The following is a 22,496-nucleotide window of genomic DNA, read 5'->3' on the forward strand; positions in this document are numbered from 1 at the left end:
GGCTAACTCCCGTCAAGGCACGGAAACTTTTGCTGTTGTCTTTATGGTCGTGGTAATTCATGTTGCAAAGGTACGCGTATGCGCGATATATAACAAATCTAAATTACATAAACTCTAATAGCTTTGAGGCTAATGACCAGAGACGTGATGTAACTTTACAGTATAGTTTTACGTATAGTGATGGCACTGTGGAAGAGTTCGACAAACCTTATGTGTTTAAGTATTGGGACCAGAAAGCAGAGCCTAAAGGAAATAATACAGAAGCTATATTCCCGGCTATCCGTACAGCCGAAATGTATTTGATAAAGGCTGAAGCATTGAATGAGATTCATCATGGTGCCAATCAGGAAGCTATTGAAGCGATTCAAAAGGTGAGAGGACGTGCTGGATTGACTTCAGACCATTTACCGACAGATTATGCAGGATTTAAGGACGCGTTGTTGGCCGAATATCGTCACGAATTTGTTATGGAGGGACATCGTTGGTTTGATTTGACACGTATGTGTAGTCCGGAGGAATTTGTAAAAATCGTAAAGGCGGCAAAGCCTGATGCTACCCCTCAGACATATCATGTGAAATTTCCTATTCCACAACGTGAAATAGAGCTGTCACAAGGAGCGATTACCCAAAATGAAGGATATGGTAGATAAAAGTGTCCGGATATAAAAAGTGATTTCAATTAAAATGTTTACTTATGAAAAAAAATATTATGCTTTATCCGCTTTTGGCATTGTTGTTTTCTTGCCAGAGTGCCTCCAATAAAAATACATCAGCTGATTTGAATGTTGAATTCGATTCAACGTTTTGCGCTAGATTAATGCCAGATCTTGGTGGTGGCATAACCGGTGGAGATGGTTGCATTTCCATTGATTTGAAAGACGGACGCAGTGTCTTTATGTGGGGGGATTCTTTTATGGGAGATGTTGTGGATGGTTTGCGTAGTGACAGTTCAACGTTCATTATAGGAAATACATTTACAGTAATAGATAAGGACGGTAAGTTGGAGACATTATATGGAGGAGATTCAAATAAGCCTTCAGCTTTTATTCCGGCAGAACAGTCAGGTACGTATCCCACTTGGTATTGGCCTGGAAACGGATTTGTACAAGACGGGATTTTGCATTTGTTTATGTCTAAATTTCATAAGACAGGGAAGAATACGTTTGATTTTGAGTACCTAGGTTGCGATTATTTTCGTCTGGATGTGAAAACGATGAAAATAATTGACCAGACAAACATTAAGGCTGCAAATGAGAACGGAGTTCATTACGGGCATGCTGTATTGCTTTCTCAGGATAGTATTTATGTTTATGGTACTAAAATGGTAGGTTTTGGTATGGCTGAGGTACATGTAGCCAAGGCAGGCTTGGTTGATAATAAGTTGACTGATTTTATGTATTGGGATGGTACCCAATGGCAAGCAGATCCCCTGAAGAGTCAGAAGTTGGAAGGGGTACAAAAAAGTGTTTCTGAACAATTCAATGTGTTCTCATTGGAGGGACAGGTTGTATTGTTGTATCAGGACCGTTTGGAAGATATAAGAAACATCTATTCTTATATTGCCGATAAGCCGGTGGGACCGTTTCGTAATGAAAAGCTGCTTTATACTGTGAATGAACCGGATTTTAAGGCGGACAGTATGATGATTTATAATGCAATGGCGCATCCTCAGTATAAGAAAAATGATAAGATTCTGGTGTCTTATAGTGTGAATACACATGATACGGTTAAAGTATTCAAGAAAGCCTCGTTATATCAGCCTCGTTTTCTGTGGATACCTGTTAAAAATATAGTAGAATAAAAATAGTAACTTGAATTTTATATGTTGCGAAAAGTTGGAATAATAATCGTTTTTGTCCTATATGGATTTTTGCCATTCCAATTGTATGGCGCATCTGATAATATTGCAACTGATGCGTGGGTGACTGTGTCTGATTCGTTGAATTCAGAAACAGGAGCCAGGAAATTGGTGGATGGGAAGATAATGTATGATGGACAAGGTGAATGGGTATGTAAAGGTAATGTTGCTTCTTGGGGAGTGATGTATATGCCTTGGATAAAATTAGAATGGCAAGAGACAGTAGATATTGACAGAGTTGTTTTATACGATAGAGTCAGTAAGGATGAACATCTTTCTGGAGGAACTTTGTATTTCAGTGACGGGTCACAAGTAAGCGTGACGGCCATACCGAATGATGGAAGCCCGAAGAAAGTTTGTTTTCCTGCCAAGAAGGTTAAATGGGTACGTTTTGAAGCTACTGATGGAAACGGTAAAAATATCGGATTATCAGAGATCGAAGTGTTTGCTGCTCATGATACTCAAACAGAGTATGTAGAATGGGTTGACCCTTATATTGAAACGACTAGAGGGCGTTGGTTCTATTGTACGCCGGGGGCACGTCCTTTCGGAATGGTAGCTGCTCATGCATTTACCCGTAATAAGAACCAGGGAGGCGGTGGATATAACTATAATTTCAATGAAATTTTAGGCTTCTCCCAAATTAATGAATGGATGATTTCAGGACCTAATCTGATGCCTGTATCCGGTGATATAGATCCGACACAAGGAATGCAAGGTTGGAAATCGGCATTTAAACATGAGAGCGAAATTATTCAGCCGGGATATCACCGTTTGTTTTTGGACAGATATAAAGCGTGGGTTGAATATACGGCTACGGAACGTGTGGCTATGTATCGATTGAACTATACGGACTATGCCGATGCCAAATTGCTTGTAGATGTAGGCAGCGTGTTAGGCAATTGTTCCATGGACAAGGCTGCACTTCATCGAATAGACAATCACCGTGTAGTAGGAGAATTTACAACTACTGAACGCTTTTGGGGAGGTCCGGACAGTATCAAGCTGTATTTTGTACTTGATTGCAATATGCCTTTCAAAAAAATTAATGCTTGGAACGAAAAAGGATTAGTGCCGGATACAGATGTTATTTCCGGAAATGATGCAGGTATGGTACTGGATTTTGGACAGACTTTTGGTAAAGATGTCTTGTTTAAGATAGCTTTGTCTTATACCAGTGTTGAAAATGCCATTGAGAATATGAAGGTGGAACTGCCTCATTGGGATTTTAATCAAGTACATAAGGAGACTCGTACGATTTGGAATGAGACATTGGGTCGTATCGCAGTACAGGGAGGAACAGAAGCACAAAACATCAAATTTTATACAGATTTGTGGCATGCCTTGTTGGGACGCCATAAAATAAATGATGTGAATGGCTTTTATCCGGATTATACCAAAGGACCTTACATAAATAAACGTTCTGCATCTCCTCTGGAAGTAAAGCGGTTGCCGCTGAATAAAGATGGAAGTGTAAAATTTAATATGTACGGATTTGATGGAATTTGGCTAACTCAATGGAACCTGAATGTATTATGGGGATTGGCTTGGCCCGAAATACTGGATGACTTTACAGCTTGTTTGGTTCAATATGCCGATAATGGAGGATTGTTGCCACGAGGAGCTTGCTCTGGAGGATACTCTTTTATTATGACCGGATGTCCGGCTACCAGTATGCTGGTAAGTACCTATATGAAAGATTTGATGAAAAAGACCAATCCTTCTCATGCGTATGATGTGATAAAACGTAATCATTTACCAGGTGGAATGATGAGTTATGAGAGTGCGGATGATTTGAAATTTTATATGAAGAATGGTTGGTGTCCGGATAATGCAGGAAAGACGGTAGAGTGGGCATTCCAAGATTGGGGATTGAGCCGTATGGCTTTGCGTTTAGGGAAAAAATCGGATGCGGAAACTTTTGAAAAACGTTCCCATGCGTGGACTTCTTTATTTAATAAGGAGTACGGGCTGATTTTCCCTAAAACCAAAAATGCCCAATGGTCACATACAGATCCTTTAAGCGGAGCAGGATGGGTTGAGGCTAACTCTTGGCAGGCTACGTGGTCTGTATCTCATGACTTGCCTAAACTGGTTTCATTAATGGGAGGTGGAGAGAAATTTTGTGAGAAGTTGAATTATGCTTTCGAACAAGCCCGTCCTACCGATTTCGTACATGCATATAGTGGTGGATATGTCAGCTATGCTAATCAGCCAGGATGTTCTAATGCCCATCTGTTTACGTATGGTGGACAACCATGGTTGACTCAATATTGGGTACGTCAGGTGAAACAATATGCTTATGGTGGCATAACCCCTGATAAAGGATATGGAGGACACGATGAGGATGAAGGTCAAATGGGAGCAGTAAGTGCATTGATGGCATTGGGTATATTCAGTGTGACAGGAACGGAATCTGATACACCTTATTATGACATAACCTCTCCTGTTTTTGACAAGATTACTATAACATTGAATCCTGAGTATTATTCAGGAAAAGAGTTTGTAATCAATGTACACAACAATTCAGAAAAGAATTGTTATATACAAAAAGCGGCATTGAATGGTAATGACTGGCAATATGCTCAGTTTGATCATAAGGATTTTGCAAAAGGTGGCTCTTTGGATTTATGGTTGGGTGATACTCCTAATAAAGAGTGGGGAAAACTCAGGTATTTTAGTTTTGATACGGTAAGGTAAATTTATGATAAGGTTTTTCTATAAAATCATGTTGTTAGGACTCTGTGCACTCCCTGTGGGTGCACAGAATTCTTTGAAGTTATCCCCGATATTTGATTCGGGAATGGTGTTGCAGCAAAATGATTCGGTTGCGATATGGGGATGGGCAAAACCTCATGCGGAAGTGAATGTTTGCAGTGGTTGGAATAATGTTCCGGTAAAGGGACTTGCGGATTCAAGCGGACGCTGGAAGGTTCGGATAAAGACTCCTTCTGCCAGCTATACTCCTTATACGTTATCTGTATATTCTCAGAATGATTCTGTCCGTTTTACAGATATATTAATAGGTGATGTCTGGTTCGTGGGTGGACAGAGCAATATGCAAATGAACTTTCGGGGAAATCCGGATCAACCTGTCCTGCATGCTCAAGACATCCTGTTGCGTTGTCGGCATAAAGGAATCCGGCTTTTCAGGGTTGAGAATGGATATTCCATAGAACCAAGTGATACAATTACAATTAATGGTAAATGGACATCGGCAACTCCTGACAATGTGAAGGAATTTAGTGTTGTCGGATATATTTTCGGGGAGAAGCTTCATCAGCTGGTTGATATTCCTATTGGCTTGGTGCAGTCTGCACATGGAGGTTCAGTTGCGGAGGCTTGGTTGGATCGTAAAACATTAGAGCATTTTGGCGAGTTCAACTTGGATTTGAAAAATAAAAAAATAGATCCGATATGGTATACTTTCGAGCCGACGGTACTTTATAATAAGATGTTGGCTCCACTTCTTCCACTTGCGGTGAAAGGCGTGATATGGTATCAGGGTGAGTCGAATGTGGAACGTCCTGAGCAATATGCAAGATTGTTCCCGGAATTGGTTCGTACTTGGAGAAAGTATTTCGAAAAGGAAAATTTGCCCTTCTATTACGTTCAGATTGCTCCGTATAATCATCCTAAGACTAATTCTGCCAAATTTCGGGAAGTACAATTACAATTGATGGATAGTATACCTAATGTAGGAATGGCTGTGACATTAGATGTCGGAGAGCCGGATATTATTCATCCTGCCCGTAAGGAAGTTGTCGGAGAACGTTTGGCTTATTGGGCTTTGAATAAAGTGTACGGATATACAGCTTTTGGATGTCGGGGACCTGAATTCCGCTCTATGGAGGTAAAAGATGGTCATGCTTTCTTGAAGTTTGATTTTGCTCCTAACGGTTTGTCTTTTATGGGGAAAGAGCCGACAGGATTTGAGATCGCAGGAGAAGATAAAATTTTTTATCCGGCAAAAGTAAGGATTACTCCGGCTTTCTGGGGAAACGAAGGACTTGAGGTCTGGAGTGATCAGGTAAACGTACCGGTTGCTGTACGTTATGGTTATACAAATTATGTAGATGGTACCTTATATAATACGGAGGGACTGCCGGCATCTTCTTTCCGTACGGATAATTGGTAATTATTTTTTATGGTAACTTGTAAAACTTGTACATAGTACCATAGAAATGGATAGTTATCTGCCTTTGGTTTGTAGCGTATATTTCTTGTTGGAGAAAATGGTAGAATGAAGTTGAAAAAGGATGGGGCGAAATAATAGCTGCAATTTTATTCTGATTTTACCAAAACCAGTTTGAACTTTATTTAATGTAAGATAAATGAATAAGAATCATATAGTTGTAACGTTATTTTTGATGGCTTGCATGGGTAGTACGGCTGCCCATGCAGCACATCACCTTTGGACGATTGGGAACAGTGACAATTCGGCTGAAGAGTTTGCCTTGGCACCTTCGGGATACAAGCAGTTCCTGGCTCATGACTTTGGGTATGAGGACCGCTATTATTTAATCAATCGTTCTGCTTTGAAATCAGATTTCCCCTATGTCTTGCCTGGACCGGATGATACGTGGGGAGGAACATGGGGAACTTCCGGATGGAGAACACACGATGTCAATATCTTGTTTAACTTGGATAAGGTACAACGTGGGCAGTGGAAACTGGTACTTGATTTGGTCGGTTCTGCTCCAAGCCGTTCGGTAGTGAAGATAAAGGTGAACAATAAGGAACAGAAGTATGAAATCAAGGGAAACTCGAAGGAGGTACTTGAAGGCAAATGGGCAACAGCCGAAGAGCGTGTGTTGGAATTGCCTTTACGTGCTGAGGATTTGAAAGCTGGAGGGAACCAGGTAACGATTTCGGTACTGGAAGGTGGCTGGATTGTGTTCGACCAAGTCCGTATGGAAGCACCTGCTTCTGCTCGGTTGGGAACGGACAATGAATATGCGTTTTTACGTAATGTGGCTCCTGCTGCCTATGAAGTGGAACAGGAAGGCAAGAAGTTTCAGCCTTTGCTGGTAGATGTCGAACACTTGTCTGGCAATCCGGAACTTTCTGTGAAATTGGACGGTGAGGATATTTTGTCTGCCCGGTTGGATACGGCACGTTATGTGTTGGAAGCTCCTATGCCTGCGGTCTTGAAAAGTAAGAAGAGCAAGTATCAGGTATTCGTTAACGGTCAATTACTGGAAGAAGGTAAGGTGACCCGTTCTGCACAACCTTTGCAGACGGCTGCGGATTATGTGGATACGCAATTGGGTACGGCTCATTCACGTTGGATGATTGCACCGGGACCTTGGATGCCTTTCAGTATGGTAAAGTTAAGTCCCGACAACCAGAACATGGGGTGGCAGGCTGGCTATCAGCCTACATTTGAGACATTGGGCTGTTTCAGCCATATTCATGAGTGGACGATGGGAGGATTGGGCATGATGCCGACCAACGGCAAACTGTTTACGAAAGTAGGAGACCAGTTCAGACCGGATGAAGGTTATCGTTCGCGTATTGATAAGACGACGGAAGAAGCACCGTTGGGCTATTACAAAGTATATTTGAGCGATACGCGTATTTGGGCGGAAGTAACAGCTACGGAAAGAGCCAGCTTCCAGAAATATACTTTCCCGGAAGATGAAGACGGGCGCGTGATGATTGATTTGCATATTCAGGCGGAGTATGATTATCTGTTGAAGGATGTGCAGATCCGGAAGGTCGGTGAAAACCGGATTGAAGGATATAGTCATCAGTTGTCTCCTCGTCCTACGGTATGGAGTAACGATGCCGATCAGGAGTATGTGGTGAATTTTGTGATAGAGTTTGATGCGCCGATAAAAAAGATTGGAGGTTGGAAGAACAATGAAGTGCTGGATGTGGATGCAATCAGTGGAAAAGACTTAAAGGACGCCGGACTGTTTGTCGAGTTTGATACGAAGTCGCATCCGGTGGTGCAGGCAAGAACCGGCATATCGTTGGTCAGCGTAGACAATGCGGCTGAAAATCTGAAAACGGAAATAACCGACCGATTCGGTTGGGACTTTGAGGCAGTAGTGCAGAACCAGAAGAATGTCTGGAATGAAATATTCTCGCGGGTACAGATTACATCGAATGACAGGATGGAAAAAGTACGTTTCTATTCGAATATGTATCGTGCAATGTGCCGCAACACATGGAGTGATGTCAATGGCGAGTGGATGTCACCTGATGAGAAGGTACGCAAATTCTCCAATCCCAATCATGTTGCGTTAGGTTGTGATGCTTTTTGGAATTCTTTCTGGAACCTGAACCAGTTCTGGAATCTGGTGACCCCTGAATGGTCATCCAAGTGGGTCAATTCACAATTGGCTTTGTATGATTCCAATGGTTGGCTGGCGAAGGGACCGGCAGGAATGGAATACATTCCCGTCATGGTGGCAGAGCACGAAATCCCTCAGATTGTATCCGCCTATCAAATGGGGATCCGTGATTTTGATGTCATGAAAGCGTTTGAAGCTTGTAAGAAGATGCAGACTACTCCTGCTACTCATGTGGCTGGTGGTTTTGCTGGCAATCGGGATTTGATACCTTATCTGAAGTATCATTATGTGCCGATGGAAAAAGGACGCTTTTCCAATACGATGGAATACTCTTATGATGATTGGACCGTAGGACAGTTTGCCAAAGCTTTGGGGCTTTATGATGACTATAAAACGTATAGCGAGCGGGGAGAGTGGTGGAGAAATGCCATGAATCCGGAGAATGGCTTTTGTCAGTTAAGGGATACATTGGGGCATTTTGTTCCGGATTTTGACCCGTTCAAGTCGGGAGCTAACCAACATTATGTGGAAGGTAATGCCTGGCAGTTAAGTTTGTTTGTTCCTCAGAACCTTCCTGCTTTGGTTGACTTTATCGGCAAAGACAAGTTTGTGGAACGGTTGGAATGGGGATTTCAGGCAAGCGAGTCGTGGAGGTATAATGCGCCGAACGACCAATATTGGGATCACCCTGTGGTACAGGGAAACCAGCAATCCATGCATTTCGCCTTTTTGTTCAATTGGGCAGGAAAGCCTTGGCTGACCCAAAAATGGTCTCGCTCCATCATTGACAGATATTATGGATATGGAATAGCCAATGCTTATCTGGGTGATGAAGACCAGGGGCAGATGAGTGCCTGGTTCGTGATGGCTGCTTTGGGATTGTTCCAGACCGATGGAGGTTGTCGGGTAGAGCCTATTTATGAAATAGCCAGTCCTCTTTTTGAGAAGGTTGTTATCGATTTGGGCGGCCGCTATCATAGAGGTAAACAATTTGTGATAGAAGCCAAGAATGTTTCGAGGAAGAACAAATATGTGCAAAGTGCCATGTTGAACGGCAAACGTCTGGATACGTTCTTCTTTCCTGCATCCGAATTGTTGAAAGGCGGCGAACTGATTTTGGAAATGGGGGATACCCCTAATACTTCCTGGGGAGTTGAAATAAAATAATTTGATATAAACTGTAAATGATTGAGTTAAAATGAAAGCAATAGTAAAAGCCTTCCCCGTGCTGGCAGCATTTTTCGTCATGGGGTTTTGCGATATAGTCGGCATTTCGTCCGACTATATGCAGCAGAGTTTCGGTTGGTCGTCCACGATGACGGGGTTCGTGCCTTCGATGGTGTTTATCTGGTTCTTGTTTCTGGGGATACCTGTCGGAAATAAAATGAATACTTGGGGACGGAAAAATACCGTTCTGATTAGCATGGGCATTACGGTGGTCGGGATGTTCTTGCCTTTGCTCAGTTATAGCAGCCTGACCTGTATTGCTGCTTATGTCTTGTTGGGAATAGGAAATGCCATTTTGCAGATATCGCTGAATCCTTTGCTGAACAATGTGATACGTGACCGAAATTTACTTACGAGCAGCTTGACGGCCGGCCAGGTCATCAAGGCTGTCTCTTCGCTGGTAGGACCGGAAATCGTGTTGTTTGCTACCTTGCACTTTGGTGGAGAACATTGGTATTATTGTTTCCCGATTTTGGGTGCGATAACGTTGTTTTTTGCTTTTTGGCTGATGCTTACCCCGATTGAGCGGGAGCAGCGTGCTGGCGAAACAGTATCGGTGCGGGATTCTTTTTCCTTGCTGAAAGACCGGACAGTCCTGGTATTGTTTCTGGGCATTTTCTTTATTGTGGGAGTGGATGTGGCCACGAATTATATCAGTTCGAAATTGATGGCTACCCGTTACGCTTGGGGGGAAGAACAAGTGAAATTTGCTCCGCAGGTGTATTTTATGAGCCGTACGATAGGAGCTTTGTTAGGAACATTTCTATTGGCGCGTATATCCGGTGTGCGTTATTTCCGATGGAATATACTTGCGTGCACGTTGTCATTGGCAATCTTGTTGGTTGCAGGTAATGCGGCACTGAGCCTGGTATGTATCGGAGGTATCGGTTTCTTTGCCTCTTCGGTATTTTCCATTATTTATTCTTATGCGTTTCAGGAATGTCCTTCTAAGATCAACCAGATGTCGGGTTTGATGATAACCGCCGTAGCCGGAGGAGGAATCGTGACTCCTTTCCTGGGGTTTGCCATTGACCTGGCGGGTATCACGGCCGGTTTGTGCGTCATTTTGGCATGTGTCTTGTATCTGGTATATTGTGCTTTTGCACTCAAGGCAAACAAGGAAAGATAGAAAATTTTTTGTGCCGGAGTGCTCGGCTTGCAGCTTCCGTATCTGTATACCTTTGGATAAGGGCAGGTGCGGAAGCTTTTTTGTTTGGTTGGTTTTTGCCTTGCCAATCATCTGTAAAAGAAAAAAATACCTAAATTCTTTGTGGGTTCGGATAAAAGCCGTACCTTTGCAAGCCGATTATTATCAAATAGTATAATTTAAAATCTGACACCTTCTTTTTTCTTTTGTCCGGGAAAGGAGGAGCGTGGAGGATAGTTTTTTAGTAGTTAACATTTTAAAACCAATTTAAGAGTGGATACTTTAAGTTACAAGACCATTTCTGCAAACAAGGCTACTGTGAACAAAGAGTGGGTCATAGTAGATGCTACCGATCAGGTTGTAGGCCGTCTCGGTGCTAAAGTTGCGAAACTTTTGAGAGGTAAGTACAAACCGAACTTTACCCCTCACGTAGATTGTGGCGATAATGTGATTATCATTAACGCAAGTAAAGTGAAATTTACAGGTAACAAATGGACTGACAAGATTTACCTGAGCTATACAGGTTATCCGGGTGGTCAGCGTGAAATTACTCCGGCTCGTTTGATGCAGAAGCCTAACGGTGCAGAAAAACTGATGAAACGTACCGTAAAAGGTATGCTCCCCAAGAACCGTCTGGGTGCCAAACTGTTGGGTAATCTGTATGTGTATGAAGGTGCTGAGCACAAGCATGAAGCTCAGTCTCCGAAGTTAATCGATATTAATTCACTTAAATAATCAAGCATGGAAGTAGTAAATGCATTAGGCAGACGTAAAAGCGCAGTTGCTCGTGTTTTCGTTAGCGAAGGTACAGGAAAGATTACTATTAACAAGAGAGACCTTGCACAGTACTTTCCATCTCCTATTCTGCAATATGTAGTAAAACAGCCGTTGAATAAATTGGAAGTGGCTGAAAAATATGATATCAAAGTAAATCTGAACGGTGGTGGTTTTACTGGACAGTCTCAGGCTTTGCGTCTGGCTATCGCCCGCGCATTGGTGAAAATCAATCCGGAAGACAAGAAGGCACTTCGTGCAGAAGGTTTCATGACTCGTGATTCACGTGAGGTTGAACGTAAGAAACCGGGTCGTCCGAAAGCACGCCGCAGATTCCAGTTCAGTAAACGTTAATTTGAGTTCTTAGTTTTTAAGTTTGTTAGTTCTTTAGTTTATAAGGCTTGTATGGAGGCTTAAACTCACAAAACTTAAAATCTTAAAAACTCAAAAACTTAAAAAGGCGTTTAGTATCTAAACTGTCTGGACTCTTCCTGCAAGGGGTTTGTGGAGAGACTACCCGGCAGTTGGTTCATTACAAACAAAAAAGAAAGTAAACGATTAAACAATTAAAACATGTCAAGAGTAAATTTTGATACTTTATTGGAGGCTGGTTGCCACTTCGGACACTTGAAAAGAAAGTGGAACCCTGCAATGGCTCCTTATATCTTTATGGAACGCAACGGAATACATATCATCGACCTGAACAAAACCGTTGCCAAAGTTGACGAAGCTGCTGAAGCTTTGAAACAAATTGCAAAATCAGGAAAGAAGATCCTGTTCGTTGCTACTAAGAAACAAGCAAAACAGATTGTAGCAGAAAAAGCTGCATCTGTAAACATGCCTTACGTTATCGAGCGTTGGCCGGGCGGTATGCTGACCAACTTCCCTACTATCCGCAAGGCTGTAAAGAAAATGGCTACTATTGATAAGCTTACCAACGACGGTACATATGCAAACCTTTCGAAGAGAGAAATCCTTCAGATTTCACGTCAGCGTGCCAAATTGGAAAAGAACCTGGGTTCTATCGCTGACTTGACTCGTCTGCCGTCTGCATTGTTCGTGATTGACGTGATGAAAGAAAACATCGCTGTCCGCGAAGCAAATCGTTTGGGTATTCCTGTATTTGGTATCGTAGATACTAATTCAGATCCGAACAATGTGGATTATGTAATCCCTGCTAATGACGATGCAACAAAATCTATCGAAGTGATTCTTGATGCTTGCTGCGGTGCCATGGCTGAAGGTTTGGAAGAAAGAAAAGCTGAAAAGGTAGATATGGAAGCTGCCGGTGAAAATGCTCCGAAAGCTCCGAAGAAGAAAGCTGCCAAGGCTCGTATGGACAAGGCTGAGCAAGATGCCATCAATGCATCAAAGGCTGCTGCGTTCATCTCTAAGGAAGACGAAGAAGCTTAAATATAATTTTTAATTGAGAGTTGAGAGTTGAAAGTTGAGAGTTACTAAATAAAGCGATTCTCAATTCTCTGTTCTCAGCTCTCAATTTGCATTAGAACGATTATTATTCATTTAAATAAAACAAGATTATTATGGCTGTAAGTATGGCTGATATCACCAAGCTCCGTAAAATGACAGGAGCTGGTATGATGGACTGTAAAAACGCTTTAACAGAATCTGAAGGCGATTTCGATAAAGCAATGGAAATTATCCGTAAAAAAGGACAGGCAGTAGCTGCAAAACGTTCTGACCGTGAAACTTCAGAAGGTTGTGTACTGGCTAAGTCTACCGGTGATTATGCTGCAATGATTGCCTTGAAATGTGAAACCGACTTCGTTGCCAAGAATGCTGATTTCGTAGCATTGACTCAGGCTATTCTGGATGCTGCTATTGCAAACAAATGCCAGACTTTGGATGAAGTGAAAGCTTTGCCGATGGGTAATGGTACGATTGCAGATGCAGTGGTAGAACGCAGTGGTGTGACTGGCGAAAAGACCGAGTTGGATGGTTACAACTTCGTATCGGGTGCTTGTACTGCCGTTTACAATCACATGAACAAGAACCAGCTTTGTACAATCGTTGCTTTCAACAAAGTATGCGATGCACAAGTGGCTCACGAAATCTGCATGCAGATTGCAGCTATGAACCCGATTGCTATTGATGAAGACGGCGTTCCCGAAGCTGTGAAACAAGAAGAAATTAACGTAGCCGTTGAAAAGACAAAGGCTGAACAAGTGCAGAAAGCGGTAGATGCAGCTTTGAAGAAAGCCGGTATCAATCCTGCTCACGTAGACAGCGAAGAGCATATGGAAAGCAACATGGCTAAGGGTTGGATTACAGCCGAAGATGTAGCCAAAGCAAAAGAAATCAAAGCGACAGTTGCTGCCGAGAAATCTGCCAACTTGCCTCAGGCTATGATTGAAAATATTGCGAAAGGCCGTTTGGGCAAATTCTTGAAAGAAGTTTGCTTGCTGAAGCAGGAAAGCATCATGGACCCGAAAAAGACGGTTGCAGAAGTATTGAAAGCTGCAGATCCGGAATTGGTGGTAACAGAATTCAAACGCTTCACTTTGCGTGCTGAATAATTGTTGTAGTTAAAGATTTTAAGAGCTGTCTTCAATATTTGAGAGGGCAGCTCTTTTTTTTATGGATTATTGAGAGAAGTTGTTAGATAAATATTCTAATAAGTTTTTAGGCCGGTCTGTTTGTATAAGTGTAGCACCTTGGGAAATAATCCATCCCCATGCTTCATTGGGTTTGTTGCTTTCTACAGCTAAATCGTCATCGTGACCGGCGTTTAAAGAAGGCCATAATGAATTAATCCAAATTTTTGTATGCGTATTCCTTATTTTTTGTAATAAGTAATTGACTTGTGGAGAAAATGATTGGAAACAGCACTCTATGGCTATTGGGGATATTTTTAAGTATTCGTTTACGAGTTTTTCTGCATTGGGTTGATCCAGGTTGATAATGGGCATATAAACTACTTTTTTTAGTACATCTCCGTTTTCTTTTTTTACTTTTGAAAGCGGATATGCTGATTTAATAATCACTTGTTCTGTAGTTCCGCTTTGTTCTGTTAAGGCATATACTTCTTTGAAATATTCATATCCTTTGTCAACATTAATTAGAATTTTACCTTTACATAATTTTAATACTTCTTCAAACGTAGGAATAATGTGTCGGGTAACAATGCCTAATCCATTTTTTAAATGAAATTTTCGGATTTCTTCTAATGTATAGTTTTCGGGTTTTCCTATACCGTTTGTCGTTCGATCTATCGTTTCATCGTGCATAAGAATCAGATGCCCGTCTTTTGTTTTTTTCAGATCGATTTCAATCATGTGTACTCCCATTTCGATGCAATTTTTGAAAGCTTGCAGAGAGTTTTCCGGTGCATTTCTCCAATCTCCACGATGTGCTATGACTAAAATGGATTTGGATTCAGGGTCTTTTAATTTTTGTATTAAGGTTTGGATTTGTTCTTGGGCTACTAATGAATAGCACAGGAGGTGGGTGATGATAAAAAGTATTGCTTTTTTCATAAGTAAGTAATGAAAATAAAGAGACTCAAAAATGAAATTGTATTCTGAGTCTCTTATGTTGGTAAATAATTAATAAGTTACTTGATGTTTCTCCGATTTTCGGAATGCAGATATTGCATCAAGTCTTTGGGGTAATTTGTTTCTAAAATGCTGAAGCCTTGTTCCAAAAGCCATCCCCAACCTGCGCTTGGACGCTGGAAGATAGATACTAAATCACTGTGATTGGCAGTATGTTCATCCCAAGTCGCTGCAACGAATGCTTTTGAACCAGATTCTAATACTTTGGGCAATTGTTTGTAAGTCTCAGAATCTAAGGACTCCATGCGGAACTGGAAAGCCACAGGTCTTAATTTTTGGATATATTCATTTACGTATGCGCTGAGATTCGGAATTTTATCTTCAATGACCGGTACATATATGACTTTTTTTAAATCGTCACCGAATATTTCTTTGGCTTTTGAATAAGGCCAATCCAAAACGAAAACCGATTGTTCCAGTACATTGTGAGTTTTCAATATTTTCAGCAATTCTTTTACCAAATCTCCTTGTTCGTGTCCTGGTAAGTCGTATCCGGCTTTGTCTAAGTAGAGTAAGATTTTATCTTTGGCTACTTGGATGTATTCTTCTAAGGTCGGTACTTTTAAGTCGGTCATTCCACCGAAATTGTTTCGTAAATGCAGCTTTTGTATTTCTTCAAAAGTCAAATCGGCGATTGTTCCTTTTCCGTCTGTAGTACGATCTACCGAGTAATCGTGCATCATGATAATTTTACCGTCTTTGGTTAGCCGTACGTCGGTCTCTATCATGTCTGCGCCAAAAAAAATGGCATGTTCCAAGGCTGGAATGGAGTTTTCCGGTGCATAAATCCAGTCGCCCCGATGGGCGGCGACCCATACATATTCATTTTTGTTTTCTTTTTCTCGCAATAAGGTGAAAGAAGGATTGATTTGGGCGAAAACGGATTCTGCTACTCCCAAGCATATGGATAATGTAATTAAAAAGTATTTCATGTTGTTATGTCTTTAGTTTATTAATAACCTTCATTCTGCGTCAGTTTGTTTCCGCTTGCGTCAATTTGATTTTGTGGTATAGGGAAGAGCAGCTGATGAGTTTGTATGTTTAGCTTGAATATGGAACCGTCTTCACAATGGTTCATCACCTCGATGGCTTTTCCGGTCCTCAGTAAATCGAACCAACGCTGATTCTCGAATGCCAGTTCTAACCGGCGTTCTTTGGCAATAGCTTCACGGAACGCTTCTTGGTTAGACAATTCAGTGTAAGTATATTCGCTGGCATGGCTACGTCGGCGGATTTGGTTCAGGTATTCCAGTGCGTCCGGATTGCCAAAGCTGATTTCGTTCATTGCTTCAGAAGCCATTAGCAATACATCGGCATAGCGCAATACCATGATGTTGAAATTCATGCCGTTATTGGTGCCTTTAGTCCCATGCCATTTATACAGGCGCCAGCCTTGTGTGCCCATATCAATGACCGAAGCGGCGTAACGGTCGTCCTGATTAGCTTCAAATAGAGCCAATAAGTTGTCCGAAGGCAGGTTGTTGACATCGCTACCGCTGATTAGCGGGTCTTGTCCTGGATAGCCTTGTCCTTCGGCTGTTCCGTCGAACTGGACTTCAAAGATAGATTCGGCATTATTTTTATTGGTTACGGCAAAAACGTCGGCAAAGTTATCTAATAAACGATATTGCTGGCTTGAAATGACTGTGTTTAATAAAGTGAGGCAAGATTGCCAATCGTGCCGTGTCAAATAAACTTTAGCCAACAAGGTTTGTGACGCACCTTTCGTGGCGCGTCCGATATTGGCGTTGTCATAGGAGTCGGGTAAGTTGTCTGATGCGAATTGCAGGTCAGCAATGATTTGTTGATAGATTTCTTCTGTCGAAGTGCGTGTATGATTGAATGCGTCATTTACATTGGTTACTTCCTCTGTAATCAGTGGAATATCTCCCCACATGCGTACCATGTTGAAGTATGTCAATGCACGAAGGAAATAGGCTTCTCCCAGTTTCCGGTTTTTGAAATCTTCCGATATATTCCCGTCGTTGTTGGACAGACGGGTTATGACGATGTTGCATCGCTGGATGCCGTCGTAGCAGGCAATCCAGGTTCTTTCCAATTGGGCATTGGTCGGGTCTACATTAAAATTATCGAAAGAGGCGTATGCGCCGCCGTCCATGGTCGTGTTTCTGTCCCATGTATTGTCCGAGGGAACTTCCATAAAACATGGATAACCGTCACCTCCGTATTGTTCTTTCGACTGCAGTGCATTATAGGCTGCTGTCAATGCCTGGTCTATTTCTAATGAATCTTTATAAAATGTGTTTGCGCTTTGCTGGGATACAGGATCCAAGTCTATGAAGTTATTGCACGATGCCAAAGCAAGTGTGCCGAATACTGTTATGAATAGTTTTTTCATATACTTTTTAGGGTTTAAAATGTAACATTGATACCGCCTACAAACGATTTGGATACCGGATAGTTGCCAAAGTCTTCACCTGCGGTTATCGCATTTGTTCCTCCGTTGGATACTTCAGGATTATATCCCGAATAATCGGTAAAAGTGAACGGATTTGTAGCTGATACGTAGATTCTCAGTTTTTGCAAGAATGCAAGGTTATGGAAAGTATAACCTAATGTCAAGTTGCGGATACGTACGAAAGACGCGTTTTCCACATGCCAGCTTGACGGACGGGTATGGCTTTTGGTACCGTATGCCCAAACAGGACGTGGGGCATTGTCATCCAGGTAAACAGAAAGGTTATTTCCCCATGCTTCAGCCAAGTAGCGGTGAGTTGCATTGAACACTTGTTGTCCGTGTTTGCCTTCCAGTCCGAAACCAAAATCAAGATTCTTCCAGCTGACAGTTCCGTTTAATCCCCATGTAAAGTCGGGATTTGCATTTCCTAAAATGACACGGTCGTCTTCGTTTACTTTACCATCGTTGTTGGTGTCAGCGTAAATGAAGTCGCCTACGCCTTGGTTTGCGTTTTCTAAATGAGGGGTAGAATCAAATTGTTCTTGGCTTTGGAAGATGCCTAATACTTTATATCCATAGAAAGAGCCGATAGGTTCGCCTACTTTTACTATAAACGAGGGGTCAGATAATCCGCTGGAATAAAGGATTTGTTCTTGTCCGGGACCTAACGATAATACTTCGTTTCGGTTGGTGGATAAGGACAAAGAAGCGTCCAGCCTCCAGTCTTTATTAAATTCGTGATAAGTTGAAATTAACATTTCCAGACCTTGATTCCGTACTTTACCTACATTTTGTAAGGCACTGGTCAGACCGCTGCTGGCTGGAACTGTTACATTTAACAACAAATCGCGAGTCGTTGATTGGTAAGCATCAAAACTTATTTGCAGTTTACCGTCCCAGAAGCTGGCATCGACACCGACATTCACCGTTCCTGTGCTTTCCCATGACAAATCTTTGTTTGGAGCATTTTCAGGAGAGAAACCTAATGAAATTTCGTTGTTGAACAAATAATTATGAGGGGCTAATACGGCTACACCACCGTAGTAAGGTATTTCAGCATTACCGGTGATACCATAGCTGGCGCGTAGTTTCAAACTGTTTACGACAGCGTTTTCCGGATAGAAGTTTTCTTGCGCGATATTCCAGCCGGCAGATATAGACGGAAACCATCCCCAACGGCTGTTTTCGGCAAAGCGGGAAGAACCATCGTAGCGTAAAGAAGCTGACAGCATATATTTACTGCCATACGAATACATGGCACGTGCTAAGAAGGATGCCATAGCCGCTTCTTGTGAGAAAGAAGAACCGGAACTTGTAGCCGCCGCATTGATGGTCTCTACATTGTCGTTCGGGAAATTCAGTCCTTCCAATAACGAATACGAAGTGGTTTCCTTTTGTGCGGAGAAGTTTCCCAACAAGTTCAGTGTATGGAAGCCCCAATTGTGGTCGTAAGTGATGCTGGTTTCCGAAATCCAGTTAAAGATGCTTGCCCGGCTGTCCAAACCATAATTATAGTTTTTGGTTGGAGCAAATTCATTGGGATGTGACAGGTTTTTCGGCCGATAGAAATTACGGTGTAGTCCGATAGACTCAATGCCGATGGCTGTTTTGATTTTCAATCCGTCTATGAGGGTGTATTCCAAGTCCGCATTCCCGATGAAAGAACGGTTTTTAAGTTTATTGGTTTGCATGGTTGCCAATGCAATCGGATTTTGAAGATTTGCTATGTTTACGCCTTTTTCTTTTTCATTTAACATCAAATCAGTCGCTATAGAACCGTCTGAGTTATAGGCTGGAAGGTTCGGGTGATACATCAATGCGGTGATTACAATGCCTTCATGTCCCCATGCTCCTTCTGATTGTACCAAGTCGTTGTCGGTTTGGCTGGCATTCATGCGCAGACCAAAACGCAATTTCTTCGTAATGTTGGCATCCAGATTGGCACGGACAGCATAACGTTTCATTCCCGAATTGATAAGGATACCTTGCTGGTTCATGTAGTTTCCCGAAATATAATAACGGAAGTCTTCGTTTCCGCCGCCTACACTGATATCATAGTTCTGTTGGGCAGCTGTGCGGTATATTTCGTCTTGCCAGTCGGTATTGGTCAATCCTTGTTTCCCTTCGATGTACGGAATCATGTAGTCGGGATATACATAATTGGCTCCGGTGCGCACGCTTAACGGGTCATTTACGTTTCCGCCTACGGCTTCCCAAGCCAAATCACGTGAGAGTTTTGTGTAATTGGCAAGTTCGTATGCATCCATTACGTCTACTTTTTTGCTCAACATTTGTGCGCCGGCGTATGCGTTGAAGTTTACAACCGGTTTCCCGGCTTTCCCTTTTTGGGTGGTTATCATGATGACCCCGTTTGAGCCTCTTGAACCATAGATGGCAGTGGATGCCGCGTCCTTCAAGACATCGATGCTTTCAATGTCGGATGGGTTGATAGAAGACATCGGGTTTATCGTATAAGAACTCTGAAAGCTGGAAATGGTTGATTGTCCTTGTAGCGTTTCATCAAATACGCTATTCGAGAGTGGAAGTCCGTCAACTACAATCAGGGGATGACCGCCATAGTTGATAGAAGAGGTTCCACGGATTTTGATGCTCACGCCGGCACCCGGTGCACCGGTGCTTTGTGAAATATTGACACCGGGCAATTTAGATGCCAGTGCTTGGTCGAAACTGGATACAGCCAGGTCGCCTACCAGTTTCGAGCCTTCCAGTTTCGAGATAGCTCCGGTCACTTTGGCTTTCGATTGTGTTCCGTAACCGATTACAACCACTTCACTCAGAGTCTGGGCGTCTTCCTCTAATATGATATCGAATGCGTTTTGGCCGCCTACAGCTACTTCTTGCGTATTGAAGCCTATGTATGATACTTGTAAGATATCGTTACCGGAAACGCCGTTGATAACGAAACGTCCGTCAATGTCGGTTATCGCTCCATTGGCAGAACCTTTTATTAAAACATTGGCACCAATAATTGTTTCTCCGTTTTTGTCTTTCACGGTACCTGAGATGGTACGGGCCTGTTGCTTGCCTTGTTTGGAAACTCCGGCGGGTTGTTGTTTTTTGTTGAACAGATAGATTTCTTTGCCTTCAATCCGGTATCCGATGTCTGTGCCAGAAAACAATTGCGCCAATACCGGATCTAACTCTTTTTGGTCGGCTGTGACGTTTGCGGTCGTGTTTAGGTTCACGAATTGCGAACTGTAAGCCAATGAAAATCCGGTTTGTCTGGTCACGTCTTCCAAGATTACCTTTAACGGTTGGTCTTGATGGTGAAGAGTTACTTTTTGCCCGAATGCAAAAGTGCTGCACGCAAGCAATGCCATCACTAAAATTTTTTTACGTTTCATGTTCTTTTAATAAATGTTTCTGAACAATAGAGACGCAAAAGGCTTCAAAATCCCATACGAAAGCGTTACAATGCCATTACGATTTTATTTCTTGCTTACAAGGATGGTGTCATTTTGGGAGGTGAATTGCAGAGGCGTGATGTTTTCCATGCTCGAAAGTACTTCACGAAGTGTTTTTCCTTTCAGCGTAAGGGTGTAACAATAGTGGCATACCGTACTGTCTGTTATTTGGAAATGTGCATTGTATTTTCGGCTTATTATTTCCAAAACGTCGGGCAGTAAGGCATCGTTGAACCGGATAAGGTCTGATTTCCAGTCGGCATAACACGTGTTTGTTCCGGTACGGACAGAAAGGTCTTCGGTCCGCTTGTTGTAAACGGCACACTCTCCTGGATGCAAGGTGGTTTGGCTGGAATTGGTACAGAGATTGATGCGCCCTTCATCCAGCTTTACTTGGATGTTTTCGTCTTGCCTGTTTGCCATGACATTAAAAGAAGTGCCTAATACGTTGACGCTTACATCTCCTATATGGATGATGAAAGGACATTCCGGATTGGATGCCACATCAAAGTAAGCTTCGCCGGAAAAGTCTACTTCACGTTTCTCCTTAGTAAAGGAAACGGGGTATCGGATGCTTGCGCCGGGACCCAAAAAGACGGAAGTCCCGTCCTGGAATACCAGGTTGGTCTTTTCTCCGTAAGGAACGGATAGGGTGCGCCAGGCTACTGGGGACTCGGAGGAAGGAAATAGGTTTCGGTATGAAATGAAGCCTATTACTAGAATAATAGGTATCAGGATGGCTGCATATTGCCATTTAAACCGGATGAAGCCGAGGGGATGTGACATTTGTTGCGAAATCTGTTTCCACATTCTTGTTGATGGAATCTCATTGGGCATACGGATTTGCCCGTTGTTCCATTGTTGGTCGATGTGCTCCGCCAGATAGCGTTGTCCTTCTTCGCTTCCCAACCATGTGATTACGTATCGGGATTCTTCTGCGTTTCCTTGATCGTCCAATACTCTTTTGATTGTTTCTTCGTCCGGTTTTTTCATCCTCTTTCTCCTGTCATTAATATGATGGTTCCTATTGCTATTAGGTATGCCATGTTTTTCTTCAAATATCTTTTTAAAAATTTCAGTAGGTTTGTATAATGGTTTTGTATGGTTTTGACGGATACTCCAAGTTGCTCTGCTATTTGTTCATTGCTTAAATCCTCTTCTATTTTAAGCGCACAGATTTTCCTTTCTTGTTCGGGCAAGCGTTTGATGGCGGCGTATAGGCTCGTCAGTTTTTGTTCTGCTTTCCGTCTTTCTTCGGGAGTATCTTGCATTGTTTTTTGCATAGCCCTCATTTCGTAAGCCAAGGCAATTTCTTTATTGTTGGTTCGGAGCCGTTTCAATATGAGATTTTTGGCAGAAGTGTAAAGGTAGTTCCGTAGGTTGTCCGGTACGGGAATGCGTGGGGCTGATTCCCATAGGTCGAGAAAAGTTTGTTGCACAATGTCTTCGGCAAACATCCTTTCTTTCATGTATTGTAGGGCAAGTGCGTAAAGTATTCGGTGATACCTGTCATAAAGAAGGGTGAAAGCTTCCGAATCCTTGCGTTGTATTAGAATGAAAAGGCTTTCATCTGTTAGGTCTGGACTTTTCATGCAATGAAGTTTTAATAGGACGCAAATGTACACGATAAATCTTAGATTTGTGTTTCATTAGAGTTTATGTAAATTAGTTATGATAGTTCCAAGGGTTGATTTTAATTCTGAGATTATGCAGTGCCATACATGTGGAAAAGATGTTTTCTACAAAGTTGTTTGCCCTGAGCCTGCACT

Annotated in this window: 16 protein-coding genes; 10 read left to right on the plus strand and 6 right to left on the minus strand. The window is 42.4% G+C overall.

The window, feature by feature from the left end; genetic code table 11:
• Positions 1–59: 59 nt before the first annotated feature.
• From B5F25_RS18080 to tsf, 10 genes are all read left to right on the plus strand, one after another.
• Positions 60–650, plus strand: coding sequence for a RagB/SusD family nutrient uptake outer membrane protein (locus tag B5F25_RS18080; RefSeq protein WP_087251254.1), 591 nt, complete (start codon positions 60–62; stop codon positions 648–650).
• Between the two features lie 44 nt (positions 651–694).
• Positions 695–1,801 (plus strand): DUF4185 domain-containing protein, encoded by a 1,107-nt coding sequence (locus B5F25_RS18085; RefSeq protein ID WP_087251256.1) that lies wholly within the window; start codon positions 695–697, stop codon positions 1,799–1,801.
• Positions 1,802–1,822: 21 nt separating this feature from the next.
• Positions 1,823–4,558: a GH92 family glycosyl hydrolase gene (locus B5F25_RS18090; protein WP_087251258.1), complete on the plus strand. Its 2,736-nt coding sequence runs from the start codon at positions 1,823–1,825 to the stop codon at positions 4,556–4,558.
• 4 nt (positions 4,559–4,562) lie between these two features.
• Positions 4,563–5,996 (plus strand): sialate O-acetylesterase, encoded by a 1,434-nt coding sequence (locus B5F25_RS18095; RefSeq protein WP_087251260.1) that lies wholly within the window; start codon positions 4,563–4,565, stop codon positions 5,994–5,996.
• 196 nt (positions 5,997–6,192) lie between these two features.
• On the plus strand, positions 6,193–9,327 hold the full coding sequence (locus B5F25_RS18100; protein ID WP_087251262.1) for a GH92 family glycosyl hydrolase: 3,135 nt from the start codon (positions 6,193–6,195) through the stop codon (positions 9,325–9,327).
• Positions 9,328–9,358: 31 nt separating this feature from the next.
• On the plus strand, positions 9,359–10,516 hold the full coding sequence (locus B5F25_RS18105; RefSeq protein WP_087251263.1) for an MFS transporter: 1,158 nt from the start codon (positions 9,359–9,361) through the stop codon (positions 10,514–10,516).
• Between the two features lie 291 nt (positions 10,517–10,807).
• Positions 10,808–11,269: a 50S ribosomal protein L13 gene (gene rplM, locus B5F25_RS18110; RefSeq protein WP_022039235.1), complete on the plus strand. Its 462-nt coding sequence runs from the start codon at positions 10,808–10,810 to the stop codon at positions 11,267–11,269.
• Between the two features lie 6 nt (positions 11,270–11,275).
• Positions 11,276–11,662, plus strand: a complete 387-nt coding sequence (rpsI, locus tag B5F25_RS18115; RefSeq protein WP_087212153.1) for a 30S ribosomal protein S9 — start codon at positions 11,276–11,278, stop codon at positions 11,660–11,662.
• Positions 11,663–11,881: 219 nt separating this feature from the next.
• Positions 11,882–12,721: a 30S ribosomal protein S2 gene (rpsB, locus tag B5F25_RS18120; RefSeq protein ID WP_087212155.1), complete on the plus strand. Its 840-nt coding sequence runs from the start codon at positions 11,882–11,884 to the stop codon at positions 12,719–12,721.
• Positions 12,722–12,852: 131 nt separating this feature from the next.
• Positions 12,853–13,845, plus strand: a complete 993-nt coding sequence (gene tsf, locus B5F25_RS18125; protein WP_087212158.1) for a translation elongation factor Ts — start codon at positions 12,853–12,855, stop codon at positions 13,843–13,845.
• Positions 13,846–13,911: 66 nt separating this feature from the next.
• On the opposite strand, the gene B5F25_RS18130 is transcribed toward tsf, so the two are convergent.
• The 6 genes from B5F25_RS18130 to B5F25_RS18155 all read right to left on the minus strand — a co-directional run bounded on the left by B5F25_RS18130 (position 13,912) and on the right by B5F25_RS18155 (position 22,319).
• The gene (locus tag B5F25_RS18130) at positions 13,912–14,805 is read right to left on the minus strand and encodes a glycerophosphodiester phosphodiesterase family protein (protein ID WP_087251265.1); all 894 of its coding nucleotides are present in this window, start codon (positions 14,803–14,805) and stop codon (positions 13,912–13,914) included.
• A 77-nt stretch (positions 14,806–14,882) separates the two neighbouring features.
• Complete coding sequence (locus B5F25_RS18135; protein ID WP_087251267.1) at positions 14,883–15,815, minus strand: glycerophosphodiester phosphodiesterase family protein; 933 nt, start codon at positions 15,813–15,815, stop codon at positions 14,883–14,885.
• A gap of 20 nt (positions 15,816–15,835) precedes the next feature.
• Positions 15,836–17,242: a RagB/SusD family nutrient uptake outer membrane protein gene (locus tag B5F25_RS18140; RefSeq protein WP_087251269.1), complete on the minus strand. Its 1,407-nt coding sequence runs from the start codon at positions 17,240–17,242 to the stop codon at positions 15,836–15,838.
• A 14-nt stretch (positions 17,243–17,256) separates the two neighbouring features.
• Positions 17,257–20,667 (minus strand): TonB-dependent receptor, encoded by a 3,411-nt coding sequence (locus B5F25_RS18145; protein WP_087251271.1) that lies wholly within the window; start codon positions 20,665–20,667, stop codon positions 17,257–17,259.
• Positions 20,668–20,751: 84 nt separating this feature from the next.
• Positions 20,752–21,720 carry a FecR family protein gene (locus tag B5F25_RS18150; RefSeq protein WP_087251273.1) on the minus strand — a complete coding sequence of 323 codons (969 nt, stop codon included), beginning with the start codon at positions 21,718–21,720 and terminating at the stop codon, positions 20,752–20,754.
• Positions 21,717–22,319, minus strand: coding sequence for an RNA polymerase sigma-70 factor (locus B5F25_RS18155; RefSeq protein WP_087251275.1), 603 nt, complete (start codon positions 22,317–22,319; stop codon positions 21,717–21,719). Before B5F25_RS18155 ends, B5F25_RS18150 begins: the two co-directional genes overlap by 4 nt.
• Positions 22,320–22,496: the final 177 nt, after the last annotated feature.

This window comes from Bacteroides sp. An19, assembly GCF_002160215.1.
Lineage (GTDB): Bacteria > Bacteroidota > Bacteroidia > Bacteroidales > Bacteroidaceae > Phocaeicola > Phocaeicola intestinalis.

Bases quoted from the DNA above. Each gene is read 5' to 3' on its own strand.
- B5F25_RS18080 (WP_087251254.1), top strand. From the start codon at position 60: ATGTTGCAAAGGTACGCGTATGCGCGATATATAACAAATCTAAATTAC.
- B5F25_RS18085 (WP_087251256.1), top strand. From the start codon at position 695: ATGAAAAAAAATATTATGCTTTATCCGCTTTTGGCATTGTTGTTTTCT.
- B5F25_RS18090 (WP_087251258.1), top strand. From the start codon at position 1,823: ATGTTGCGAAAAGTTGGAATAATAATCGTTTTTGTCCTATATGGATTT.
- B5F25_RS18095 (WP_087251260.1), top strand. From the start codon at position 4,563: ATGATAAGGTTTTTCTATAAAATCATGTTGTTAGGACTCTGTGCACTC.
- B5F25_RS18100 (WP_087251262.1), top strand. From the start codon at position 6,193: ATGAATAAGAATCATATAGTTGTAACGTTATTTTTGATGGCTTGCATG.
- B5F25_RS18105 (WP_087251263.1), top strand. From the start codon at position 9,359: ATGAAAGCAATAGTAAAAGCCTTCCCCGTGCTGGCAGCATTTTTCGTC.
- rpsI (WP_087212153.1), top strand. From the start codon at position 11,276: ATGGAAGTAGTAAATGCATTAGGCAGACGTAAAAGCGCAGTTGCTCGT.
- rpsB (WP_087212155.1), top strand. From the start codon at position 11,882: ATGTCAAGAGTAAATTTTGATACTTTATTGGAGGCTGGTTGCCACTTC.
- tsf (WP_087212158.1), top strand. From the start codon at position 12,853: ATGGCTGTAAGTATGGCTGATATCACCAAGCTCCGTAAAATGACAGGA.
- B5F25_RS18130 (WP_087251265.1), bottom strand. From the start codon at position 14,805: ATGAAAAAAGCAATACTTTTTATCATCACCCACCTCCTGTGCTATTCA.
- B5F25_RS18135 (WP_087251267.1), bottom strand. From the start codon at position 15,815: ATGAAATACTTTTTAATTACATTATCCATATGCTTGGGAGTAGCAGAA.
- B5F25_RS18140 (WP_087251269.1), bottom strand. From the start codon at position 17,242: ATGAAAAAACTATTCATAACAGTATTCGGCACACTTGCTTTGGCATCG.
- B5F25_RS18145 (WP_087251271.1), bottom strand. From the start codon at position 20,667: ATGAAACGTAAAAAAATTTTAGTGATGGCATTGCTTGCGTGCAGCACT.
- B5F25_RS18150 (WP_087251273.1), bottom strand. From the start codon at position 21,720: ATGAAAAAACCGGACGAAGAAACAATCAAAAGAGTATTGGACGATCAA.
- B5F25_RS18155 (WP_087251275.1), bottom strand. From the start codon at position 22,319: ATGAAAAGTCCAGACCTAACAGATGAAAGCCTTTTCATTCTAATACAA.